Raw genomic sequence first — 24,218 nt, 5'->3', positions numbered from 1 at the left:
CATGCCTTCGGAACAGCAGACCGAATTCTCTGCGCATGATCGGGATCGGCACTGGTATAAGGATGCCATCATCTACCAGCTCCATGTGAAGTCGTTCTTCGACGCGAACGGAGATGGCATCGGAGACTTCCCGGGCCTGCTCTCGAAGCTGGACTATATCGTCGGCCTCGGGGTTAACGTCGTGTGGCTGCTTCCGTTCTACCCCTCGCCACGTCTTGACGACGGCTACGATATCTCAGCCTACAAGGCCGTGCACCCCGACTACGGCACGGTCGGTGACGTTAAACGTTTCATCAAGGCCGCCCATGATCGCGGCCTGAGGGTCGTCACGGAACTCGTCATCAACCACACGTCCGACCAACATCCATGGTTCCAGCGGGCACGACTGGCCAAGCCCGGATCAGCTCATCGCAATTTCTACGTCTGGTCGGACAGCGACCAGCTGTATTCCGGCACACGCATCATTTTCCTCGATACCGAACGCTCGAACTGGACCTGGGATGCCACGGCCGGCGCGTATTATTGGCATCGCTTCTATTCCCACCAGCCGGATCTCAACTTCGACAATCCAGCGGTATTAAAGGCCGTTTTGGGTGTCATGCGCTTCTGGCTTGACATGGGTGTCGACGGGTTGCGTCTCGACGCGATACCCTACCTGATTGAGCGAGACGGCACGTCGAACGAGAACCTGCCTGAGACCCACGAGGTCCTGAAGAAAATCCGTGCCGAGCTCGACCGGACCTATCCCAACAGGATGCTGCTCGCCGAAGCAAACATGTGGCCCGAGGACACCCAGGCCTACTTCGGCAATGGCGACGAATGCCATATGGCGTTCCACTTTCCCCTGATGCCGCGGATGTACATGGCTATCGCGCAGGAGGATCGTTTCCCCATCACCGACATCATGCGCCAAACGCCGGACATCCCGGATAGCTGTCAGTGGGCGATCTTCCTGCGCAACCATGATGAGCTGACGCTTGAGATGGTCACGGACAAGGAGCGTGACTACCTTTGGAACACTTACGCGACCGACCGGCGCGCCCGGATCAACCTCGGCATCCGCCGCAGGCTAACGCCGTTGCTGGAACGTGACCGCCGCCGTATCGAGCTGATGAACAGCTTGCTTCTCTCGATGCCCGGCACGCCAGTCATCTACTACGGCGACGAACTCGGCATGGGCGACAACATCTTTCTGGGAGATCGGGACGGCGTCCGCACGCCAATGCAGTGGTCGCCCGATCGCAACGGCGGCTTTTCGAAAGCCGATCCTGCAAGCCTCGTCCTGCCTCCCATCATGGATCCACTATACGGCTTCGATGCTGTCAACGTCGAGGCTCAGACGCGCGACGTTCATTCCCTCCTCAACTGGACTCGGCGTATCCTTGCCGTCCGCAAAGAGCACAAGGCCTTCGGGCGCGGAACGCTACGCTTTCTCTATCCGAAAAACCGTAAGGCCTTCGCTTATCTGCGCGAATACGATGGCGAGACCATTCTGTGCGTAGCGAATCTTTCGCGTTCGGCGCAGGCATTCGAACTCGACCTCGCGGAGTTCGCCGGTCGTTACCCAGTCGAGATGCTCGGCAACTCGGTTTTCCCTGCCATCGGCCAGCTGACCTATCTGCTGACCCTGCCACCCTACGGCTTCTACTGGTTCGTGCTGGCTAAGGACGCGCAGGCTCCCTCCTGGCACACCCAGGCTCCGGAACCTATGCCGGATTATTTGACGTTCGTGTTGCGCGGGGGGCCAGACGAGATGGTTACCCCGCAGTACCGGAGGGAGTTCGAGAAGAACATTCTGCCGGCTTATCTGGTCAAGCGTCGCTGGTTTGCGGCCAAGGACCAAACGCTAGAAGGCGCTTCCATTGCCTACACAGCTCGAATCGGTGCGGGGCGCGAGGTTGCGCTCGTTGCGATAGAAGCCTGGCTCGGGAACGGCAGCGAGCGCTATCTGCTTCCGATCGGCATCGGCTGGGACGATGAGGTCACGAGCGCGCTGCCACAGCAATTAGCCCTAGCGCGCGTCCGGCGCGGCCGCCGCACCGGTTTCGTCACGGACGCGTTCACCCTCCCAAGCTTCATTCAGGAGCTGCTTTCGCTGCTGAAATTGGGCTCGCGGGTGAGAACAAGCGCGGGCGAGATCGTCTTTCGCCCAACGGACGCCTTCGACGAGGTCACCCTGTCGCCTGAGGATCCGATCCGCTGGCTTTCCGCCGAGCAATCCAACTCGTCGGTTATTATCGATCACAAGCTGATCCTGAAGCTGTTTCGCCGACTGGCGCCGGGCCGACATCCCGAGGCAGAGATGTCGCGCGCGTTGACGGAGCGGGGGTTCGCGAACGCGCCGACGTTGCTCGGCGAAGTCTTGCATCGCCCATCGGAGGGCGGAGAGGAATCGATGGTCGTGGTGCAGGCCTACATCCCTGGCGAGGGTGACGCCTGGGATTGGACAGCGGCGTTGATCCATCGCGTCCTGGACGAAATGTCCCGCCAGGACGCCGAGCTTGGAGAACTCCTTGCCCCGTACGAGGCCTTCGCGCGAACGTTGGGACGTCGCCTGGGCGAAATGCATGTCGTCCTGTCGCGGCCGAGCGAGGATGAGGCCTTCAGACCGGTTTATGCCGATGCCGGCCAAGTCGCGCGCTGGCGGGATCGCGTGTGCGGCCGCGTGGAAGCGGCTTGCGACAACCTCGCCGTTCGCCGCGACTCGCTGCCAGAGGCGGATCGCGCTTTAGCGGAGCTCGTTCTGGGAGCCCGAGACGACCTTATCAGCTTTGTCGAGAGGTCGTGCCAGGCCGGCGAGAATGCGCTGCTCCATCGCGTCCACGGTGATTTCCATCTCGGCCAGGTTCTGGTCGCGAGCGGCGATGTGATGATCATCGATTTCGAGGGTGAACCGGCGCAGCCGCTCTCCGAACGACGGGCCAAGGATAGCGGCTGGCGAGACGTGGCCGGCATCCTGCGATCGCTCGATTACGCGTTGGCTGCTGCGCGACGCCATGGCTTTGCTGCGGGGCACGAAGAGCGGTACGAGAGGATGTCGGCCGCCTTTCGCGACGCAATGCCTGCGGCGCTGCTGGCAAGCTATCGCGAAGCGATTTCTGGCAGTCCGCTGGCTGATAGCGTGTCCCAGCTGCTGGATCTCTTCATGATCGAGAAGGCAGCCTACGAGATCAATTACGAGGCCGGAAACCGGCCTGATTGGTTGGCTGTTCCGCTTGCGGGGCTGAATGCCCTCCTCGAACGCCTGCGAGCGCGCCAGACTTTGAAGCCACAGGCCAAGACGACAGGAAAACAGGATGAATAATGCATCGGTCGATCGCGTCCCGCCTCTCGACGGCGCGACTGCGGCGGCACTCGAAGCCGGGCGTCTGCAGGATCCTTTCGCGATCCTCGGCCCCCATCAAGGCCCTCGGGGGCGTTTCCTGCGGATCTTCGTTCCCGGTGCGAACGCGGTCGCAATCGAAAGCGGGGCGGGAATGATGCAGCTGCGCGCCGTCGAACCAGCCGGCCTGTTTGTCGGCGACATTGAAGCGGGGCCGTATCGGCTCAGGATCGCGTGGCCGGGCGGCGAGCAGGTCACCGAAGACTCGTACGGTTTTGGTCCCATCCTCGGCGACCTCGATCTCCATCTCATCAGCGAGGGCCGTCATTTCGAACTGGCACGCGTGCTCGGTGCGAATCTCGACGAACGCGACGGCGTGCCCGGCGTCCGCTTTGCTGTTTGGGCGCCCAACGCCAGCCGCGTTTCGGTGGTCGGGAACTTCAACGCCTGGGACGGGCGTCGGCACATGATGCGCCGCCGTGGCGCGAGCGGCGTTTGGGAGCTGTTCGTGCCGCGTCTCACTCACGGGGAGCTTTACAAGTACGAGCTCCTTGACCGGAACGGCCGCTTGCTACCCCAAAAGGCGGACCCAGTCGCGCGCGCAGCCGAATTGCCGCCCGGCACGGCGTCTGTCGTCCCGCGCAATCCATCGCATGTTTGGAACGACGGTGACTGGATTGCGCGACGCGGCGAGCGACAGGCCGCGTCGGCACCCGTTTCAATTTACGAGCTCCACGCCGGTTCCTGGGTCCGGGATGCCGACGGCGAGACGTTGGATTGGCGCGGCTTGGCCAATAGGCTGGTGCCCTACGCCAGGGAGATGGGCTTCACCCATGTAGAACTGCTTCCGGTTGCCGAACACCCCTTCGCGGGCTCCTGGGGCTACCAGCCGCTGGGGCAGTTCGCACCAACACGGCGCTTCGGCGAACCGGAGGATTTCGCGATTTTCGTCGAAGCCTGCCATGCCGAGGGAATCGGCGTGATCGTCGACTGGGTCCCGGCGCACTTCCCTTCGGACGCCCACGGCCTTGCTCGCTTCGACGGCACCGCGCTCTACGAACATGAAGACCCGCGTGAGGGGCTCCACAAAGACTGGAACACGCTAATCTACAATGTCGGACGTCGCGAGGTCGCGAATTTCCTGATCGCCAGCGCCTTGCACTGGCTGGATCATTTCCACGTGGACGGTCTGCGCGTCGATGCGGTCGCCTCCATGCTCTATCGCGATTATAGCCGCCAGCCTGGCGAGTGGATCCCGAACAGATACGGGGGCCGGGAGAACCTCGAGGCGATCGACTTCCTCCGCCATCTCAACGCAGTGATCGCGGAGCGCCAGCCCGGCGCGATCGTCATTGCCGAGGAATCAACCGCTTGGCCGGGCGTGACGCGGCCAATTTCCGAAGGCGGCCTTGGCTTCGCATTCAAATGGAATATGGGGTGGATGCACGACACGCTCCACTATCTGGAGCGCGACCCGATCCATCGGCGTCATCACCATCACGAGATGACCTTCGGTCTTGTTTACGCCTTTTCCGAACGCTTTATCCTGCCTCTCTCCCATGACGAGGTCGTCCACGGCAAGGGCTCGCTTCTAGGCAAGATGCCCGGTGACGACTGGCAGAAATTCGCAGGTCTTCGCGCCTATTTGGCGTTCATGTGGACCCACCCTGGCAAGAAGCTTCTGTTTATGGGCGGTGAGATCGCGCAGCGCCGTGAATGGAACCACGACAGCGAGATCGATTGGGACCTTCTGAACGATCCGCGCCACCGCGGCGTTCAGGCGTTGGTCGCGGACCTCAACCGCATTTATCAGGAGCTTCCGGCATTGCATGCAACAGATGCGGAGCCGGCAGGCTTCCGGTGGGTGATTCAGGACGACTCTGACAACAGCGTTTATGCCTTCGTTCGCAACGCGACGGGCGGGCGTCCGGTCGTCGTCGCGATCAACATGACACCCCTGCCCCGGCCGCATTATCGCATCGGCGTACCGCATGGCGGTCGTTGGAAGGAGGTTCTCAACAGCGATGCTGGCGTCTACGGCGGGTCCGGACTTGGGAATGGCGGCGCTGCCCATGCGCAGGACATCCCGTTCGGCGGCGAAGTGGCGTCAGTCGAACTCGTCCTACCGCCGCTGGCCGCACTCGTCCTCGTTCAAAATGAGGGCGGGTGACTTACCGCTTCGCTCAAGAAACGAGACCGGCCTGTCTTGTGCCGCGCAGAACCATAACTGGTAGCTCGCCGAGAACGTCGTCGATTATTGTGCGCTCGCGATCGAAGGTCCGTTCGCCGCCGGCGAGGATGTCGCGCCACGTTCCTTCCAGATTCGCCAGCCACAACCCGTTCCGCGACCGGAGAATATTTTGCGCTCCATCCGCGCCATTGCCCTCATGTCGCGCAACGACGACAAGCAGGCGTTCCAAGCGAAGGCGCCGCTCGAAGGCCAGCGCCGCCCGCCCAAGAGGACCTTCGACGGCTAGCGGGTGGTAATCGCCATCGGCGTACAGTCGCCGAGCCGCGCGGCGGTCTGACAGCAGCGCCTCAATAAGGCGTTGCTTCACGCGGCCGTCTTGCCAGGTAGCCATCAGATCCGGAAGGTCAGTTCGATCGCTGATCGCACGTTGCGCCGCGTCGTAATCGACTGGGTGGCGATTGTCGGGATCGACGAGCGACAGGTCCCACAACTCGGTTCCCTGATAGAAATCGGGCACGCCGGGCAAGGTCAGCTTGAGAACGGTACGGGCGAGGCTTTTCAGCACACCGCGGCGCGCCAGTTGCTGCGCCAACGGACGAAAATACTCAAAGAACGCGCTGCCGGGCGCCAACGCCCTCGCTATCAGGTCCTTGGCGGCTGCTTCGTACCCTTCTTGAGGATTGACCCAGCTCGTATGGCGCTTGGCCTCGCGAAGCGCCTTCTCCGCCCATCCCTGCATCCGGTCCCGAAAGGCTTCCAGCTCGTCCGTCCCGCCGCTGTCTAGCAGATTCATCGGCCAGGCGGCGAGAATCTGCTGCAGGATCAAGTGTCGATCATTTGCATCGGGAATGTCTGACGCGGCAATCTCCCGGGAAAGCCTCTGCCAGGCGTGGGCTGCGTTCGCCCATTCGGATGGCATTTCGCTTAGCGCCAGCAGGCGCGCCCGCGCATCCTCGCCTCGCTTCGTGTCATGGGTCGCGGTGGCGACCATCGCGTGGGGCCAGGACCGCGAACGTTCGATATTTGAGGCATGAAAAGTGTCAAGCGAGACGCCAAAGGCGCTTGGTTCGCCGCCGACCTCGTTCAGCGCGAGCAGCGGGCCGCGGCGATAGAAGAGCGTGTCCTCGACACTCTTGGCGGTTACCGGCCCGGTGAGTTGCTGGAATCGGCGTCGGAAATTGGCAATATGAGCCGCTAGTGGGCTCTCCGCTTCGACTTGACGGCCGCCGAGGAGCGTCTCGGCAATGAAAGCGTGGATGGTATTGTCGGGTAGCGCGCTGCGGGCGGCCGAGGTAGCGACGGTCTTCTCGACCAGAGTTCTGTCTTCGGGTGCTGCTTCTTCCGAAACATAGCTACGGTAGACCGGAAACTCCACGACGATCTCCGTAAGCGCCCGGCGCATGGCGTTGATCGTGTAGTCTCGCGTACGCCTGTCGGCCGCGGCGATACGGGCAAGATCCGAGACGACCACTTCGAGCTCGCTCGCAAAGCTGCTTTCGAGGACCTCGCGCTTCGCCCGCCGCAAAGCATCTTCGTATGTCTCCTGCCGGCCGGCGGCTTGCGCATACGCCTCTTCGAGCGCCTTCGCGGCGGAGCGGTCGAGCAAGACGCCGTCGATCAGGTTGAGCGCATCGTAGCCGGTCGTACCTGATATCGGCCAGCCTCGCAGCGTTTCGCCATGTCCCAGGATCTTCTCTACCAGGATGTAAAAGCCCGGCCCGACCCGCGCCTGCAACGCGCGTAGGTAGGCCTCTGGGTCCGCGAGCCCGTCAATATGGTCGATGCGAAGGCCGTGCACCCGACCGGTCTTGACGAGATCGAAGATCAGGCCGTGCGTCTTGTCGAAGACGGAAGGCTCCTCGATGCGAATGCCAGCCAACGTGTTGATGTCAAAGAAGCGGCGGTAGTTGATCTCGCTTGTCGCGACCCGCCAAAAGGCCAGCCGATAGCTCTGCATCTCTAGCAATCGGTGCAGGGTATCGAAGCTTTCCGGGATACCGCGCGTCCCGTTGATCAGCTCGACCGCTCGCACAGCAGCCTTCCCAAACGCGTCGGATGTGGCGAACGCTGCCGAGAGGCGGCGTTTTAGAGCTTCGCACTCCGCGATGAGCGCTACGCCCGGCACCGCTGTCACGACCTCGGAGAGGGCCCTGAGCCGCACCGAAACTGTCAGCACCTCGCGGAAGGAAGGCTCTGATGCATCGACTAGCATGAGGATCCGGTCCAGGACGACGGGATATGCCAGAGGATTGACCGGGAAGCGATGCTCGAAGTGGTGAATGCTGAAACCGCCTTCCTTCCCATCGAAGGCCAACTTGAGCTCTCCTTCCTCCAACGCTTCGCTATAACGTCTCCCGAGAAATGGCAGGATCAGTTTTCCATTGGCACCTGGCCGCTCCCAGTCGATGTCGAAGGCGATCGCGTGGGGAGAAAGCCGACCCCACTCGATCACCGACTGCCACCAGGCGTTGTCCGCACCGCCGACTCCCATGTGGTTGGGAACGATGTCGAGCAACAGACCCAGGCCGTGGCTCTTCAGCGCATCGGAGAAGCGTAGAAAGCCCTCCATGCCGCCAAGTTCAGGGTTGATCTCGGCATGATCGATGATGTCGTAGCCATGTGTCGAGCCAGACCGGGCTTTTTGAAGCGGGGACGCGTAGATATGGCTGATGCCCAGCTTCTCCAGGTAAGGCAGGATCGGCATCGCGTCGTCGAAGGTGAAACCGGCATGGAACTGCAGACGGTAGGTGGCTCGCGGCGGCGGAGCAGCCAGTGCCATCGCGCCGTGTTGCCGGCTGCTGCGGCCTTCGTCGGCCAGCAATGCGCCCAGCCGAGCTAGGCTGTCGCCTGGTGCGACGACTTCTCGCACGTCGCGCGAGAGCTTGCGTTGCCAGTTGGGGTGCCCCGTGCTCGGGCCTGGCAAATTGGCTTGATTGAGTTCTCCAACAGCGTCCTCCAGCTGAATCCCGGTCAAGGCCGAGCAGGCGCGCCCGAGATAGGCGGTCGCAGCTTCGACCGGAGGATCCACCGGCGGATCACCGGCCGGCAGGAGGGACTGGGAGACGAACGCCTCCGTCAGTCTGGCCCGTTCCAGCGCCCTCTCCTCATGCATCCTTTCCGCCTCGGATGCCGACATCCGTCCGGCCGCGTGGCGCATGTCGAGATCTAGGCCTCGCCACCAACCTCTAAACGTGGGGAGATCGTGGGTGGACAGCACGGCGAGCGCGCGTTCGGGATAAGCTTCCGGCGCCTTGAAATACCCGCTCGCCTCGCGCTCGAAAGTCAGCACGCGGTAGCTGTAGAGACCCGCTGCCATGATCGCGTCCGAAAACCCCTCGGGGCTCGTCCCGAGATCCTCAGCGACGACCATGCATCGGGCGCGATGGCTTTCTAGCTTCAACACCGCAAGCAACGCCTCGAACGGCATCGAGACGTAGGCGCCGTCAGCGGCCGGCGCGCCCTCAGGGATGAGATAAAGTCGCCGCAGCTGAAATGCATGATCGATGCGTATCGCTCCCGCATGGCGAATATTGGCGGAAACCATTCCCCGGAAGGCCGCAAGACCAGTCTTCTCCATAACGAACGGGTTGAACGGCGGCAGGCCCCAGTTTTGCCCGCCGGGACCGAGAAGGTCGGGTGGCGCGCCGATCGATAGCCCGGTCGCAAAATGCTCGGGGGTTGACCAGAGTTCCGAGCCGCCGCGATCGACGCCGACCGCGAGATCGCGGAAAAGGCCTATGCCCATGTCGGCATTCCTGGCGGCTTGGTGCGCCTCGCCCAGTTGGCGGTCCGCCTGCCATTGCAGCCAGGCATGGAAATCGATGCGGTCGCGGTGAGAAATGATGAACCGCTTGACGGCTTGGCCGTCCCCCCGGCGGAAGGCGTCGGGCCATTCGTCGACCCTCTGCGCGCCTTCCGCGGCGAAATGTTCGGACAGCGCCTCGAAAACAGCATGCATCACGAGAGGCTGCCCAGCAGCAGAGCAGAAGTCTTTGAAGCCCCGGTCTTCGTCTCTGCGGGATGTTCGCCAGACTGCCTGCAGTATCGGAAGCTTGGCTCGCCAGCTTGCGGCACGATCGACGAGTGCGGTGTTGCGGAGTGCGGCGAGCAAGGCCTGCATCTCGGCGTCTTCAAACATCGCCCGCGCGCCGCTTTCGGTGAACCCGGCAAGTCGTGTCGGATCGATCAATTGTGCGTCGAGGAAACGTCGCGACGACGGCGAGTACGGTGAGTTCTTCGTTGGGTCCGCACAGAATAACGCATGCAGGGGATTGAGGCCGAGAAAATCGGCGCCTAGCTTTGCCGCACCCTCCGCTAGGTCGGCCAGGTCTCCATAGTCGCCGATCCCGAAATTGTCCTGCGAGCGCAGCGAATAAACCTGCGCCGTCACGCCCCAGCGCCTTGCACCTCGCGCGACCGATGCGGGCTCGAAACATCGTCGCGGTGAACTGATCAGCAGACTCTCGTATTCGATGCCTTTCGCCGCGAGACGCAGTTGCCAGTAACCGGCCGCGAGCGCCGGCAGGACGAGGAACCGGCCGGAACGATCCGACTGGATTCGTCCCCTACCCTCGCGCGTGGCGCCAGTCTCGTCGGTCAGCACGTAATCGAGTACATCCTTGTCCTGTGGGCCGGATAACGGCACCCGCGCGGCTTGACCTGCCCGAGCTAAGCAGAACGGCGACACCGGCGACGCTCGGCGTTGCTCGATGAGAGCCAGGGCTTCACGCGCACGCGCTTCCGTATCGACCTCGATGCCGAGGCCGCGCAGCACGGCGCGGCGCGCCTCAAATGAAAGCTCGACGCGGACGCCCGCAGCGTCAGCGTAGAATGCCCCGACGCCAACCAGATCGGCCAGTTTCCGCACCAACGCGTCGTGGGAGTTCATAACAGCCTCGCCAGCACCACGCCGGTCCAAGGCGCCAGTCGGATAGATCCCGATTGAATCGCCTTTCCGCCCGGCCAGATCGGTTCCTCGCCCTCCGCACCGCCGAATTCGAAGGCTTCGTTCCCGAAGTTGGCGACGAACCGTAAGGTTCCGGCGTCAAAGCGCCAGTTCACGTCGAGCACATCCGGTGCGGGCCTTGACCATCGCGCGCCCCCGAACCCGCTTTTCGTCAGCGGCACGACCTTCTCGCGGCGGATGCGCAGAAGCTCCCGTGTTTCGGCAAGGATTTCGCTGTGAGGCGGACGATCGGGCTCGCTCCAATCGAGCGATGAGATCGAGAAGGTCTCGGATGCGGTCGGGTCGGGAATGCGCTCTTGCACCAACTCGTCCTTGAAACGGCCGAAGCTTTCGAATTCCCGCCGGCGCCCCTCTCTAACGGCCTTGGAAAGTTCCGCATCCGGGAAATCCACGAAGAACTGGAAGGGAGTGCTCGCACCCCACTCCTCGCCCATGAAGACGAGCGGGATTTGCGGGCTGAGCAGTAAACCAGCACGCGCCAATGCGAGCCTGTTCGGCTCGGCGAGATGCCCTAGTCGTTCTCCGAACGCCCGGTTGCCGATCTGGTCGTGGTTCTGGAGAAACGCGACAAAGGCCGATGGCGGGAGGTGAGCGGAGGGCTCGCCACGAGCCTTCTGTTCGTGAGCCGACATTTCGCCCTGATAGGCGAACCCCTCCGCAAGGCAACGTCCCAGATGGGCGACGGGATCGGCGTAGTCGGCATAGTAGCCATCGTCCTCGCCGGTCAGCAAGCGATGCCAAGCATGGTGGACGTCATCAGACCACTGTGCTGTATGTAGGCTTGGAACCCCTTTGGTTCGCTCCAGCCAGCGCGCTGAATTGTCGGCATTCTCCAAAATGAGATGGACCGGCCGCCTAACAATAGCGGACCTGATCCTCTCCGCGAGCTCAGCGATGAAATGTATCTCGCTGTCGTCCGCAATGGCATGAACCGCGTCGAAGCGGAGTCCATCGAAATGGTATTCTTCCAGCCAGTAGAGCGCGTTGTGGATGAAGAAGTCACGGACGGTTCGTGCGCCGATCCCATCGTAGTTGATTCCCGCGCCCCAAAGAGTCTGGTGTCTGCTCGTAAAGAATTCACCGGCATAGGCTGGCAGATAGTTTCCGGACGGTCCGAAATGGTTGTAGACGACGTCGAGTATGGTCATGAGTCCCAGGCCATGGGCTCGATCCACCAGCGCTTTGAGATCGTCTGGCGTTCCGTATGTGTGATCCGGTGCGAAGGGGAGCACCCCGTCGTAACCCCAATTGTGTTTGCCAGGAAAATCGGCGAGCGGCATCAACTCGATCGCGGTAAAGCCGAGATCGCGCAGACTTTCGAGCTTGTCTGCAAAGGCGGCGAAGGTACCTTCGGGCGTTGCGCTGCCCAGGTGAGTCTCGTAGATCACCGCCTCTTCCCAGGAACGCCCTTTCCACTCCCCGTCCGCCCAAACGTAGCCTTCCGGGTCGACGACCAGGCTTGGCCCCTCGACGTCTTCGGGTTGGAAGCGGGACGCCGGATCGGGAACAAGGAGATCGTCCCGCACCCGGAATCGATATGCCTGCCCAGCCCTCGCGCCCTCTAGGACGCGGCGATGCCACCCTTCCTGGGATTCCATATCGAATTCGCCCTGCGGCGTCCAAAGGCCAACACTGGGCGTCGATGGCGCCCAAAGGCGGAATTCGACCCCGTGTGGCAGAGCGCGAGTGCCGAAGGGCATTTCGTGAGATCGTCGCATGTCACGTTCCAGGACGAAGGCGACGGCTGAACGATCTCGGGAGCGAAGAGTTTCCGCCGTTCGCAAAAAATGCCGTGACCGCACACTTAGGAACCTAAATGGAGCGAGGCAGTTGGCCGATCGCTAGGGCTGGTCCCTGGTCCCGAACCAATGTGATTTCGTCATGAGCCGAAGAGCCACCGTTTTTGTCGTTTCCTGGGCGGACCAAGCTGTACAGGCAACGGAACTCGCAGCGACGGCTGTGAGCGCATCGGATTTGGCGCGAAGGTGCATTGTGGCGGCACTCCACGAAGGTATCGAGGCGCAAGAAATCGAGGCGGAATTTCCCAATTTGACCGAATTTTTTGCAAACGTTCTACAGGCCGAGGCCGACCGGCAAGCGAGCGATCGAGCTTTCGACGACCCTTAACAAGTGTCATTGTTAGGCTTCTGGAATAACTCGCGTGACATGGCCCATTTTACGCCCCGGCCGAGCCTGCACTTTCCCGTACAGATGGGGATAAGTGCCTGCCTCTGCCAATATGCGGCGCCAGTCGTGCACGTCCTCGCCTATGAGGTTTTTCATCTCGATCACTCCCCGCCTGGTTGTGGAGCCTAGTGGGAGCCCGCAAACGGCGCGCACGTGCTGGTGGAACTGAGAGGTCGCCGCACCTTCGATCGTCCAATGACCCGAGTTGTGAACCCGCGGCGCAATTTCGTTCACGAGGACGCGCTCGCCCGCCTCGTCCTTTTCGATGAACAATTCCACTGTAACAACGCCGATATACTCTAATTCGGACGCCACGAGGCGAGCAGCATTTTTCGCGTCGAGCGACGCGCTGGCGGAGATGCCGGCTGGAACTCGCGTGACGTCGAGGATGTGATTGGTATGTTCGTTCTCGCAGATGTCAAAAATTGAAGTTTCGCCATCCGAAGCGCGCGCAGCGATTACAGAGGCCTCCATCGCAAACGGAACGATTCCCTCAAGGATGGCTGGCACCTCTCCTAGGGACGAAAACGCCGGAGCTATCTCCTCAACCGATGTGATCCTGATTTGCCCCTTGCCGTCGTATCCGAAGCGGCGCGTCTTCAGGATCGCGGGCAATCCCAAATCCAGCGCGGCCGCTTTCAGGTCGCTAACGGTGTCAACTCGCCGGTAGGGAGCCACCGCGAGGCCAATAGAGGTCAGGAAGTCCTTTTCCAACAATCGGTCCTGTGTGATCGCAAGAGCGCGCGAGCCGGGGCGCAGGATTCCGCGGTTCTCGAAGTAGCGTGCCGTTGGCGCGGGGACGTTCTCAAATTCGTAGGTCACAACACCGACTTCACTTGCGAAGGAGGTCAGCGCCGTTTCATCCTCGTAAGCGCCTACCACCGTTCGTGCCGCGACATGCGAAGCCGGACTATCTCTCTCCGGCGTCAAAATATGGCATCGGATACCGTAGTCGGACGCCGCCTGGGTGATCATTCGAGCTAGTTGTCCGCCCCCTAAAATGCCTAATACTCCGGAGGTATCAGACTTATTCACCATCGCCAGCATCTCGCTCATTAGCTCAAAAGAGGCGCATTAGGGAAAAGGCGAGGCACTTACCGATAATCCCGCCCGGCCGCGCGCCGTTGTGAATGCGGCATAAACCCCAACAAGCGCACGTAGACCGCTGCCCTTGAAGCAGTCAAGCTGCGAAACTTACGCGCGATTCCCGGAATTTCGTGGTGAATACAGCGGGTCAGGGAACCACGCGCATTGCGCAACTGCGAGAGATGCTGCCCGTCATGCTCGCCGCACCGCCAGTCGGCGGGCTTCTGGCCAACAAAGCCTATGACAGTGAAGTGGCTCGCGGCAATCTTATCGAAAGAGGCATCCGCCCAGTCATCCTAATCGGCTTCCAACAAATGTCGAGATGGATCTATGTTTGCACGACCCGATAATCATCCGTCATGGTAGATGCCATGCAACACAATATCATAATGATTCTCGATCAGATCCGTGCAGCGGCAGGCTTTTTCCTTAAGGGCGCTTTTGTTTAACACCGTGATTGCTCCACGGTTAGTAAATATGATTCCCTCATTCCGGAGTTGATGCACGATCCGGGTGACGAACGTTCGACCGACGCCAAGTGTTTCCGCGAGCTGTTCCTGCGTTGTATTCACTCTCGGATTTCTTGTTCTTGCCATTGCGGCTAGCAGCCACTTCGCACTGCGCTGCATGATCGTATGCGTTGCGTTGCAGGCCGATGTTTGAAAAACCTGCGCAATAAGACAGTCTGAGTACCGAGCGAACCAGTGCCGCAAAGTTATAGATTCGAGCTTTGCCTGTTCAAGAGCTGCGGTCTTAATGCGAAAAAAGGGGCCTCCAATTCGAACAATCGCATTTGCGTAGGCTGGCAAACTCCCGTTTGAGACGATGCCACCGATCGCACCTTCGCGACCGACAAGCGCGACCTCGACCGCCCCCGACCCGTCTTCGGACAATAACTGGAAGCTGGCAAGCGAAGACCCGCACGGAAACCACGTATCGACAACCTCTTCTCCGGCGGGCTGAAGGATGTGTTGGGGGGCGAGTTCGAACATCATCATATGAACCGCCAAGCGCCGCCGATCATCCTCATTCAGTTTCGCGAGAAGCTCATTATCGAGCATCTCGGTGGTGGTCGGCGAAATCATGATGAGGATTCCCAAATGCGGCAGCTTCAATGTTCAATGTGAACATTTGCCCCAGCGTCTGTCCACTTGTGGACAGAAAGGCGGTGCAGCACGAGTCCTGAAAAATCGTCGGTTCGATCAGCTGGCAAGCGCGAGGGAATAAGCGATCTGCGCTCAACCCGACCACTATTCACTGACCTCGGTGGGGTGCAACGGCATCCTCTTTGCAAACGACTCCGTTTTCCTCGGCCGGGTAAACGCCTTTCAAGACATCGTCGAAATGGCGGCTCACACAGGTGTTGCATTCACAGGCCAGGGCTCTCAAACCCTCAAGGTTGTTGATGCCAATGCGGCCTCGTTTGGTTTGGATGACGCCTTTTGCCTTGAAGTCCTGAATGACCCGGCTCAGGTAGCTCCGCCCTACGGCAAGCATGGCCGCCAATTGCTCCTGTGTCAGCGCAACATCGAGGGCGCCGGTTCTTTCGATGGCCGCCAGCAGCCATTTTGCCGTCCGTTGCTCGATCGAGTGCGCGGCATTGCAAGCGACCGACTGAAAAACCTGGGCCATCAGACAGTCGGCGTACCGTGCGAACAGGTAGCGCAACGTCAGCGAGCGCGATTTTGCTGCTTCGAGTTTATGAAGATCAATTCGCCAGAACGATCCCCCCAGCTGGACTTCGGCTCGGGCGTAAGCCGGAAGCCTTCCTTGGCTGACGATGCCTCCAATCGCTCCTTCCCGACCAACCAACGCTGTCTCGATCGCGCGCCCATCACCGAGCACGACTAAATAGGAGATCAGGCTCGAACCGCAGGGGAAGTAGGCATAGCGTACGGTGTCCCCGGGGTCGTGCAGCAGCGTGCCTGTTGGAGCCGACCATTCCTCCATCATCGGCTGAAGGATCGCCCAATCTTCGGTCCGAAGAGCACGCAAGAGGTTGTTGCCGATAAGATCTCCGTTCGGGGCTCTTGCATCCATCTTGTCGAAATCTCCATCCAAACTCTGCTCTAACGAGCTGAGCGGAGAAATGTTCACTAGTGGGCAGACGGTATTTTTGAATCTGTCTACAAGGCAACACAGGGCGCCGATCGGGCCTCATCGAACGCGGTAGCGCATCGACTCCCGAGCGAATGACCAGCCGCTGGGGAGGGACCAATGCCGAAATGTCACCCCGGGCGGGGCACCCATGCACGCCTTCACCGAATGGGTTCAGAGGCTGGGTTGCAACATGAGTACAACTGAGGGCGGCACAACTCCTGGTCAGCTCAATTTACGTCTCTACATAGCGGGCGATGGCCCCGGAGCGCGACGCGCGGTCGAAAGTCGAGGTCGCATTATTGATGCGGCAAGTGGCCAGATTTTTATCGAACTCATCGATATTCTCGATCGACCGGCAGACGCCGAGCTCGCTGGCATTCTGGCGACACCGACGCTTTCGGACGAGACGGTGACGCCGCCGCGTCGGCTGGTTGGCGACATCAGCAACATCACTCAGGTCTTGGAATATTTCGGCTACCGCAGGGACGTAAACTCATGATCGCAGCGGGTCAAACAGTCATTGATCCCGTCCTCGAACGGGTAAAGACAGGCATCGAGGCCTTCGACGACTTGGTAATGGGTGGTCTGCCGCGCGGACGCACCACTATCGTCGGGGGAACGCCCGGAAGCGGCAAAACCGTGTTTGCCACCCAATTCTTGGCTCACGGCATCACGGATCTGCATGAGCCTGGTGTATTTGTCACCTTCGAAGAATCGCCTGGCGAGATCGAAGTCAATATGGCGAGCTTCGGTTGGAACATCCGCCGCTGGCGCGAGCAGAACAAACTCGTGTTCGTCGACGCGAGCCCCAAGGACCGCGACGAGATCGTTGTTGGCGACTTCGACCTCGCCGGTCTGCTGGCGCGCATCCTCCATGCGGCTCGCAGCGCTAATGCCAAGCGTGTCGTGCTCGATTCGTTGACGCAGCTGTTCGATCACTTCGTAGCCGATCAGACGACGGTGAGGCGTGAGCTGTTACGGGTCGCCGGGGCGCTCAAGAAGGAGGGCTTGACTGTTCTGATGACGGCAGAACGGAACAGCGAGTATGGGGACATTTCTCGTCATCGGATCGAAGAGTTCGTTGCTGACAATGTCGTTATCCTGCGCAATGCGCTCGATAAAGAGCGGCGCCGCCGAACCATTGAAGTCCTGAAAATGCGCGGCAGCCGCCATGTTGAGGGCGAGGTACCGATTACTCTCGTCGAGAACAGGGGGCTGGTGGCCGTTCCGTTGTCATCCCTACGCCTCGAGCAGCAATCCAGCACCAAGCGCGTAACGAGCGGCAATGCCGAGCTCGACCGCATGACCAACGGCGGCTTCTTCCGCGACAGTGTCTCGCTCGTGAGCGGCGCGACCGGGACAGGTAAAACGCTGCTTGTGACAAATTTCCTCGCAGGCGGCGTTGCTGCTAGCGAGAAGGCTTTGCTCGTCGGTTACGAAGAAAGCCGAGGCCAGCTCTTTCGCAATGCTCGCGGCTGGGGTGTCGATTTCGAAGCAATGGAGGCCCAGGGCCTGCTAAAGGTGATCTGTCTTTATCCCGAGGCCCAGAGCCTGCCCGATCACCTGCTCACGATCCAGCAGCTCGTCGAAGAGTTCAAACCCGATCGGCTTGCTGTCGACAGCCTATCAGCGCTCGAACGGATTGCGGGTGAGACCGGCTTCCGCGAATTCCTCATCGGCTTGACCTCGTTCATCAAGAAGCGTGAGATCGCTGGTCTGTGTACAGCGACCAACAAGTCCCTAATCGGCGGTCAAAGTGCCAGCGAGCAGCACATTTCTACGTTGACCGATGCAATCATCCTGCTCCGCTATATTCAGGAGCATGACATGATGCACCGTGGTCTGATGGTGCTTAAAATGCGCGGAAGCGAGCATGATAAGCACATTCGACGCTTCACCATTGACGGCAAGGGCATGCATTTGGGCGAGCACTTTACCACTGCGCCGGATGTATTCGGCGATGCCGCAGCAGCGGACCAGACGCGATGAACTTTGCTCCTTCGCAATCCGACCAGGGGGTCAAAGCTACGACTGGTGGGGATGCCCCGTTGGCAGGATTCAGCCAGGGGTCCTTTCAGAGGCTCGTGGAAAACATGGCCGATGGCATACTCGTCGTCGATCTGGATGGATCCGTGCTCTACGCCAATCCTGCCGCAGCCGCCATTTTTGGAAAGCCGGTGGAGAGCCTGCTACACGTACCGCTGGGTCGGCCGGTCGTCTCTGGAGATATTGCAGAAATCCAGGTAAGACGTCCGGGTAAATCACCCGCTGAAGTTGAAATGCGGGTCGTTGAGATTGGCTGGGACGGCGACGACGCGCTTCTTGCCAGCTTGCGCGACGTTTCGGCTCAGCGCGCCGCTCAAGAGATTCAACGTCAATCCCAAAAGATGGAGGCGATCGGCAGGTTGGCGGCGGGCATCGTGCACGATTTCAACAACATCCTCGCTGTCGTCCAGGCTGGGGTACGCCTGCTTCAAAAGCAGATCGCCGACAACCCCTCGGGTCCGAAGGTGGAGTTGTTGTTGAGCGAATTACTGAAACGCACGCAGAATGGCAGTGCGCTAACCCAGCAGCTTCTGGCGTTTTCGCGACGCCAGGAGTTGTCGCCCGAGACCGTCGATCTGAACGAGCGGCTCGAAGGCCTAAGCACCCTGCTTGATCAGACGCTCGGGAGCGGAATCTTCGTTTGCAAAAATCTCGACCCGGCTCTTGAGCACGTCCATATCGACGCAAATCAACTAGAAGTCGCCATCCTCAATCTGGCTGTAAACGCGCGCGATGCCATGGCGGGAAAAGGCAAGCTTACCATCGAAACGAGCAATGCGCCCGATGGAGCGGAGGGGATCGCCAATCCGGCTCCCTTCATCCGCGTGACCGTAACAGATACAGGTTGCGGAATGAGCAAGGAAACCCTTGCCCAGGTGTTCGAGCCATTTTTTACGACCAAACCCAGTGGCAACGGAACCGGTCTGGGCTTGAGCCAGGTCTACGGTTTCGTGACGCAATCGGGCGGACATGTCCGAATTGATAGCGAAGTCGGACGGGGCACGAGTGTGAACCTCTTTCTGCCCCGGAAGTGATGCTATGCCTATCTCACAAGCTTGCTCCGGCGAGCTTCTGCCCCTGCCGGCGCGCCGATTCACAATCTGTCATAGGAAGACTCCGATACGTTCGATAATGATGCCACGCATCGCATCCTCCGCAGTTTTAGTTGCTCCTTCCGCCACTCGCTCCGGCAGCGCCATGCGAAGTGCTGCGTCACGCAAGCGCGTAGCCAGTTCCCCTATCGCCGCCTCAGCCCTGGCCGCCGGCAGATCGATGGTTCGAGCCAGCGTCAGGAAATCCTGACGCGTCAGGCGATCGTCCTTGCCATTGAGTTTCAACGCCATCCGATCGCCGGCAAGGCCCGGGAACACACGGGTCGTGACCGCATCATAAAGCGGCGCGAACCTCACGGTCGCGAACCGACGTGATCCTGGCTCGGCACACTTCAACAGCGCCAGGTTCTTCAAATGCATGTCGCCGTCGGCGATGAACCAAGCGAACAGGGCGCGCCGGAACAAGATTTCGAGATCGGGGGCCGGATCGGTCGATAACGAGCGCAATCCCCGTGCCATGCGCTCGATCGTGCCGTCATATTTCGCCGAGGCCGGGAGCTCCAAGATCGAGCAGAAGTCCTCCATCGCCAGCATGCGATGGTCATCGGCGCTCCGACGGATGTCGAAGCGCTCGACAAGAAGCGCCGGCGGCATGCCGTCGGGCATCTCGACCAAAGCGGCTTCGGGCACTTCGAAGCCCACCGCCCTGCCGAGTTCGAGACAAAGCCACTCGACGACGGGCAGCGTCTCGAAGCCGGCGGTGCCGGCCGGCTTGAAGATATGAGTAAACGGCCGCTCGATGGCCGGCACCAGCAGGCCGTCGGTGGTCAGGCACATCGGCGCCTTGATTTGGACGCCCGACAGGCGTGGGGTTTGGGTCTGAGCATAGAGCCGCGCCAGATTCTGCTCGAAGGTCTCCTCGATCTCGCCCCGCCCCGGGCCCTGATAGTGTCCGGTGAAGCAACCACCCGTCGAGAAGGCCGCGAGTTCACCCTGCAGAACGTCCGCGGCGATCGTTGTAAGTTCCTCAGGGTTTCGGACGATCGCAATGTTGGATATATAGCGCCGGCCCGAGCGCAGCACGCCACGCTCGTCACGCTGATGCAGGACCTGAGCGAGCCACCCCTCCGGCAAGAGGGACTCGATGAATGGCGGCAGCCTGCCCGGCATCGTCTCGCGGATGAGCGGTGGACCGCCGCCTCGCCCGGAAGCCTTCCATCGCCATTCGAAGCCGTCATGGCTCAGATGCCCGAGCAGCGTTCCGTGCCAGGCAACGCGGAATTCCAGTGCCGCCTTGTTGCCGACGATCTTGTCCGCGCCTAATCGCGCCAGCAGGTAGCGCTCTGCCCCCTCGCCTTCGCGATACCAGCCATTCTCACGAGCAAGCCCCCAGACCGCGTCTGCAGCACCTCGGGGCGTCCCGTATTCCTCGACGAGGCGCGCCGCCATCTGCGCCCGCATCGGCTCGGTGATCGCGGTTGCGTGCTCGCTGCGCAGCCGGAAGGCTTCCAGAAAGCGCTGACGCGGGGACGACGCCTCGACGCGTAATTCGCCCATGTCGTCACCGACGACGACGACGACGGTCGACGGCTGCGTGGGCGCCTCGTTCTGGACGATCTCAAGCATGCGCAGACGCGTGCGCTGGTTGCGCCGCCCACTGATGAACAACCGCCCATCCGGCGTCGGCCCCAGCAGGCTCGCACTGGCCGACGCCAGATAGGCAGCTGGATAGAGATAGCGGGCGATCCGCACCGCATGGCCAAGCACGGTGGCCTCGATGTCATCCGTCGCGTCGACATAGATGCCGCGGACCAACTGAGTGAGCTCGCCTGCCTGCGCCCGCAAATGGGCGCGCTTGGCGTCGATCGTCTCGCCGACCAGATGGAGCACGGAATGATCCCGCATTTCAGATGCGCGATCATTCCTCAATAACCATTACTATGTCAAGAATTATCACGCATCTGAAATGCGGGATAATGACCATTTCCATGAGCCGAAGCCGGGGCGGCTGCAGTCCAGCCGGAGCACCTCTCACACGCGAATGGCCATGCCGTCGCGCTGAGGATCGGCACCACCGGCCCAGCCCGACGGTTCGACCTTGATCCCATGCGGCGCGGGTCATCCACTTCATCGCCTCCGCCAGGATCCGCAGATGCTCGGCCGAATTATGGGTGAGCGAGGCAAGTTCCTCTTGCAGGATCTGCATCAAACCGATCAACGAGACACCGCCCGCGGCCGGCGGGTTGCCGGCAATGCGCAGGCCGCGATACTCCCCCCAAACGGGGGCCTTCTCACGCACCTGGTAGGCGGCCAGATCGGCTTGCGAAATCAGACCGCCAGGGGCCGCCATGTCGGCGGCGACCTGCTCGGCAATCTCTCCGGTGTAGAAAATAGCCGGGCCGGCCGCCGCGATGCGCTCGAGCGTCTGCGCGAGGTCGGGGTTCGAGACGATGTCGCCCGGCCGCTTCAGCGATCCGTCAGGGTGGAAATAGATCGCACGACCGGTCTCGCTCAGGCGCAGCTTGTCCTCCGTGTTGACCTGGCCCATCGCGCGCTGGTCGATCGCCCAATAATGATGGACGTAGGGGCGGACCATGAAGCCCTGACGGGCCTGCGGATCGCCGAAGCCATGACATCCTTCAGCTCATCGTGCCAAAGCGTGCCAGGGCCTCGCAGTAGCCCTTGACGTTGCCGGGCGTGCCGGCGGCGAGATGACCGCATTCGTTGGCGTGGCCGTCGAGCAGGAATACGAAACCGTCGCGGGTCTGACCGACGAAACGGTCCGCCCACATCTCGGCCGTGGCCGAGAACGGAGCCCTGGCCAGGAACTCCAGAACCGTGTGCACGCCGCGCTTCGGCATGCTGATCTGCATCGCGCCAAACCCGCCGATCCCGCACATCTGAGGATCGACGACACCCTGGCTGAAGGCGCAGGCAATAGCGGTGTCGACGGCGTTGCCGCCGCGCCTCAGCATTTCGGCGCCCGTTCCGCCGCTTCGGGCTGGGCCGCGAAGATCATTCCGCGCATGACGGGTCTCTCGCCTAGTTCAGTTCGTTCTTGAAGAAGCGCCCGCTCCTCATGATGGCGCGCAGTGCCTGGCCATCGTTCTGGAACAGGGTCGGGTCTTGAGTCGGGTCGCCATCGACGACCAGCAGATCGGCATACGAACCGGGCGCCAGCACCCCGATCTCGCCTTTCATGCGACAAAGCTTCGCCGCCGTCGTCGTTGCTGTCTCCACAACCTCACGCAGCGGTAGAACCCGCGCACGAAGCTCGAATTCGAGCGTCCTGGGCTTCGATGCTGCAGGCGTTGTCGAGGCGGTTGGCGCCGACGTGTCGCTCTTCGCGGTAGGAGACTCCGTCTTTTACGCAGGCGCGGTCAATCGGCCGGGCGCCAATGCCGAGTTGCACGTCGCGGATGGGCGGATCATCGGTCATAAGCCCAAAGTTCTGCTGAGGCAGCAGCGGTTCCGCTGACCACACAGGCCGCCTGGGAGCTATTGTTTGATCGTCTGCGGGTCCCTCGCGGCGATGATAGGAGGGCCCAATCATTCCTAATCATCAACGGGCCGGCGGAATCGGCTCGATGCTAATCCAGTTGGCCCGGCGGCTGACCAATCTCATAGTCATCGCCACAGCTTCACGCCCCGAGACAGTCACATGGGGTTACGAAATTGGGCGCTCATCACGTCATCAGCCATCGGTTGGCCCTGGACGAGGAGCTGGCTCGCATCGGCTTCCGGGAGGTCGATCTTGTCGCCAGCCTAGGAGCCAGTGATGTTCAGGCGCTCGGGCCGGATCATGAACGGCGACCTCGCCGAATACATGTGCCGGTCAATGCCGACGAGCCGCATGTCGAGGCAATCCTGGTCGACGAACATGACCCGCACGTCAACGCGCTAATGACCGAGGTTCTCCAGCTGCGGTGGAGCATTCGAGTGGCGCGACACTGTTGAGTGCGATCGTGGACTTGGCGATGGACTTTTTGGTCTCTGTCAGCGCGCGGCCGGCCGCGTGTTAATCAACTACCGCCAGTGGTGCTTGCCCGGCTTCATCGTTAAGCATCGTTTTCTCGCGGTCGGCATGTGGCACCAGCGGACACATAACCTCAAGGCCCGGAAGCGGGCAATCAGAGTCCATGGCCTCGTTCACCTGCGACCACTGAGCGTGATCCACCCCCGTTGAATTGGTCCACCCTGAAGCATGTCTTTTGGCAGACAGGAGGACCGCAATGCCGAAGAAGCGTCACAAGCCCGAAGAGATCGTCGCGAAGCTGCGCCAGGTCGATGTGTTGGTCTCGCAGGGGCAATCCGTTGCCGATGCGATCCGCTCGATCGGCGTGACGGAGGTGAGCTACTACCGTTGGCGCCGTGAGTTCGGCGGCCTGAAGACGGATCAGGTGAGACGGATGAAGGAGCTTGAGGCCGAGAACGCCCGGCTCCGCCGCGCGAGACGACGCCGTCCTTCGTCCGCACGGCGACGAGATTCGGTGCGTCGCATCGCAGCTCGCGGGTGTCTTCGATCAGCACCATGCGGTCGGAGGTCTTCGACACCTCGGCAAGAAGCGCGTTGGTGAGCGTCGTCTTGCCGGTCGAGGTGCCGCCGGCAACGAGGGTATTGCGGCGCTTGGCGACGGCAATCCGCAGCGCTTCAGCCTGGTCGGCCGCCATGATGACGACCACGACATAGTCGTCGAGCGTGAAGACGGCGACTGCAGGCTTGCGGATCGCGAAGGCCGGTGCGGCGACGACGGGAGGCAGAAGGCCTTCGAACCGCTCCCCTGTTGCCGGCAACTCGACAGAGACACGGGGGGCTGCCAGGATGAACCTCGGCGCCAACATGGTGCGCGACGAGGCCGACGATTCGTTCTCCATCAGCGGTCGACGGCCGTTCACCCGTGTCGGAGAGGCCGTGGATCCAGAGCCGCCCATCGGGGTTTGAGCATCACCTCGACGATCGTGGGGTCTTCCAGAAATTGGGCGATCGCCGACCCGACAGCGGTGCGCAGCATCGCGCGCTGCGAAGGATCGCCTCCGATTTCTGATGAGTGGCCGCCATGTCGTCCCCGTTCTCGTGCGGACACGCGAAGTGCGCCCTGGATTAGGAATCAGTAGAAGAGCCAGAATTCAGGGCATGACAACAACCGAAATGTGGTCGTCGTACTGTGGCGTACAAAAACAGGAAAACGGCGGGCTCAACGGTTACTTGAAAGAATCTTAGCGACGACCACTCAACGGCGCGAACGGTTGAGTGCAAGCTCGCACTGG

At 61.3% G+C, this 24,218-nt stretch carries 15 protein-coding genes and 3 pseudogenes; 8 read left to right on the top strand and 10 right to left on the bottom strand.

What is annotated here, in order from left to right; genetic code table 11:
- Position 1: 1 nt before the first annotated feature.
- Together treS and glgB are read left to right on the top strand one after the other, a co-directional pair.
- Complete coding sequence (gene treS, locus AB6806_RS21045; protein WP_370955533.1) at positions 2-3,304, top strand: maltose alpha-D-glucosyltransferase; 3,303 nt, start codon at positions 2-4, stop codon at positions 3,302-3,304.
- The gene (gene glgB, locus AB6806_RS21040) at positions 3,297-5,492 is read left to right on the top strand and encodes a 1,4-alpha-glucan branching protein GlgB (RefSeq protein WP_370955481.1); all 2,196 of its coding nucleotides are present in this window, start codon (positions 3,297-3,299) and stop codon (positions 5,490-5,492) included. Before treS ends, glgB begins: the two co-directional genes overlap by 8 nt.
- Positions 5,493-5,505: 13 nt before the next feature.
- Here the strand turns inward: glgB and treY are convergent, their stop codons facing one another.
- The 5 genes from treY to AB6806_RS21015 all read right to left on the bottom strand — a co-directional run bounded on the left by treY (position 5,506) and on the right by AB6806_RS21015 (position 15,792).
- A complete protein-coding gene (gene treY / locus AB6806_RS21035; protein WP_370955480.1) occupies positions 5,506-10,401 on the bottom strand; it encodes a malto-oligosyltrehalose synthase in 4,896 nt (1,631 codons plus the stop codon).
- The gene (gene treZ / locus AB6806_RS21030) at positions 10,398-12,197 is read right to left on the bottom strand and encodes a malto-oligosyltrehalose trehalohydrolase (protein WP_370955479.1); all 1,800 of its coding nucleotides are present in this window, start codon (positions 12,195-12,197) and stop codon (positions 10,398-10,400) included. Before treZ ends, treY begins: the two co-directional genes overlap by 4 nt.
- Positions 12,198-12,618: 421 nt before the next feature.
- Positions 12,619-13,722: a 5-(carboxyamino)imidazole ribonucleotide synthase gene (locus AB6806_RS21025; protein ID WP_370955478.1), complete on the bottom strand. Its 1,104-nt coding sequence runs from the start codon at positions 13,720-13,722 to the stop codon at positions 12,619-12,621.
- A 380-nt stretch (positions 13,723-14,102) separates the two neighbouring features.
- The gene (locus AB6806_RS21020) at positions 14,103-14,837 is read right to left on the bottom strand and encodes a Crp/Fnr family transcriptional regulator (protein ID WP_370955477.1); all 735 of its coding nucleotides are present in this window, start codon (positions 14,835-14,837) and stop codon (positions 14,103-14,105) included.
- Between the two features lie 169 nt (positions 14,838-15,006).
- Positions 15,007-15,792, bottom strand: coding sequence for a Crp/Fnr family transcriptional regulator (locus AB6806_RS21015; RefSeq protein WP_370955532.1), 786 nt, complete (start codon positions 15,790-15,792; stop codon positions 15,007-15,009).
- Between the two features lie 208 nt (positions 15,793-16,000).
- Here AB6806_RS21015 and AB6806_RS21010 point away from each other — a divergent pair, with 208 nt between their 5' ends.
- Genes AB6806_RS21010 through AB6806_RS21000 form a run of 3 tightly spaced genes read left to right on the top strand, consistent with a single transcriptional unit; the run spans position 16,001 to position 18,932 of the window.
- Positions 16,001-16,351, top strand: a complete 351-nt coding sequence (locus tag AB6806_RS21010; RefSeq protein ID WP_370955476.1) for a circadian clock KaiB family protein — start codon at positions 16,001-16,003, stop codon at positions 16,349-16,351.
- Positions 16,348-17,841 (top strand): circadian clock protein KaiC, encoded by a 1,494-nt coding sequence (gene kaiC, locus AB6806_RS21005; RefSeq protein WP_370955475.1) that lies wholly within the window; start codon positions 16,348-16,350, stop codon positions 17,839-17,841. The genes AB6806_RS21010 and kaiC overlap by 4 nt, the downstream gene beginning before the upstream one ends.
- Positions 17,838-18,932 carry a two-component system sensor histidine kinase NtrB gene (locus tag AB6806_RS21000; RefSeq protein ID WP_370955474.1) on the top strand — a complete coding sequence of 365 codons (1,095 nt, stop codon included), beginning with the start codon at positions 17,838-17,840 and terminating at the stop codon, positions 18,930-18,932. Before kaiC ends, AB6806_RS21000 begins: the two co-directional genes overlap by 4 nt.
- 69 nt (positions 18,933-19,001) lie before the next feature.
- Here AB6806_RS21000 and AB6806_RS20995 read toward each other — a convergent pair whose 3' ends face one another.
- The 4 genes and pseudogenes from AB6806_RS20995 to AB6806_RS20980 all read right to left on the bottom strand — a co-directional run bounded on the left by AB6806_RS20995 (position 19,002) and on the right by AB6806_RS20980 (position 22,190).
- Complete coding sequence (locus AB6806_RS20995; RefSeq protein ID WP_370955473.1) at positions 19,002-20,855, bottom strand: type II toxin-antitoxin system HipA family toxin; 1,854 nt, start codon at positions 20,853-20,855, stop codon at positions 19,002-19,004.
- A gap of 13 nt (positions 20,856-20,868) precedes the next feature.
- Positions 20,869-21,549 (bottom strand): annotated as a pseudogene (locus AB6806_RS20990) (gamma-glutamyltransferase); the annotation flags it as partial.
- Between the two features lie 40 nt (positions 21,550-21,589).
- Positions 21,590-21,925, bottom strand: coding sequence for a gamma-glutamyltransferase (locus AB6806_RS20985; protein ID WP_370955472.1), 336 nt, complete (start codon positions 21,923-21,925; stop codon positions 21,590-21,592).
- A gap of 67 nt (positions 21,926-21,992) precedes the next feature.
- On the bottom strand, positions 21,993-22,190 hold the full coding sequence (locus AB6806_RS20980) for an amidohydrolase family protein (protein ID WP_370955471.1): 198 nt from the start codon (positions 22,188-22,190) through the stop codon (positions 21,993-21,995).
- On the opposite strand from AB6806_RS20980, the gene AB6806_RS20975 reads away from it, so the two are divergent.
- From AB6806_RS20975 to AB6806_RS20965, 3 genes and pseudogenes are all read left to right on the top strand, one after another.
- Positions 22,150-22,428, top strand: coding sequence for an alcohol dehydrogenase catalytic domain-containing protein (locus AB6806_RS20975; protein WP_370955470.1), 279 nt, complete (start codon positions 22,150-22,152; stop codon positions 22,426-22,428). The two genes, AB6806_RS20980 and AB6806_RS20975, sit on opposite strands and share 41 nt — an antisense overlap.
- 197 nt (positions 22,429-22,625) lie before the next feature.
- A complete protein-coding gene (locus AB6806_RS20970) occupies positions 22,626-22,907 on the top strand; it encodes a hypothetical protein (protein WP_370955538.1) in 282 nt (93 codons plus the stop codon).
- A 275-nt stretch (positions 22,908-23,182) separates the two neighbouring features.
- Positions 23,183-23,401 (top strand): annotated as a pseudogene (locus AB6806_RS20965) (transposase); the annotation flags it as partial.
- Here AB6806_RS20965 and AB6806_RS20960 read toward each other — a convergent pair.
- A pseudogene (locus tag AB6806_RS20960) lies at positions 23,379-24,009 on the bottom strand (ATPase, T2SS/T4P/T4SS family); the annotation flags it as partial. The pseudogenes AB6806_RS20965 and AB6806_RS20960 overlap by 23 nt on opposite strands.
- Positions 24,010-24,218 lie beyond the last annotated feature (209 nt).

The sequence above is a fragment of the Allobosea sp. RCC_152_1 genome (assembly GCF_041360765.1).
In the GTDB taxonomy this organism is placed as follows: Bacteria; Pseudomonadota; Alphaproteobacteria; order Rhizobiales; family Beijerinckiaceae; genus Allobosea; species Allobosea spartocytisi.
This window is presented reverse-complemented; position numbering and strand designations above follow the sequence as displayed.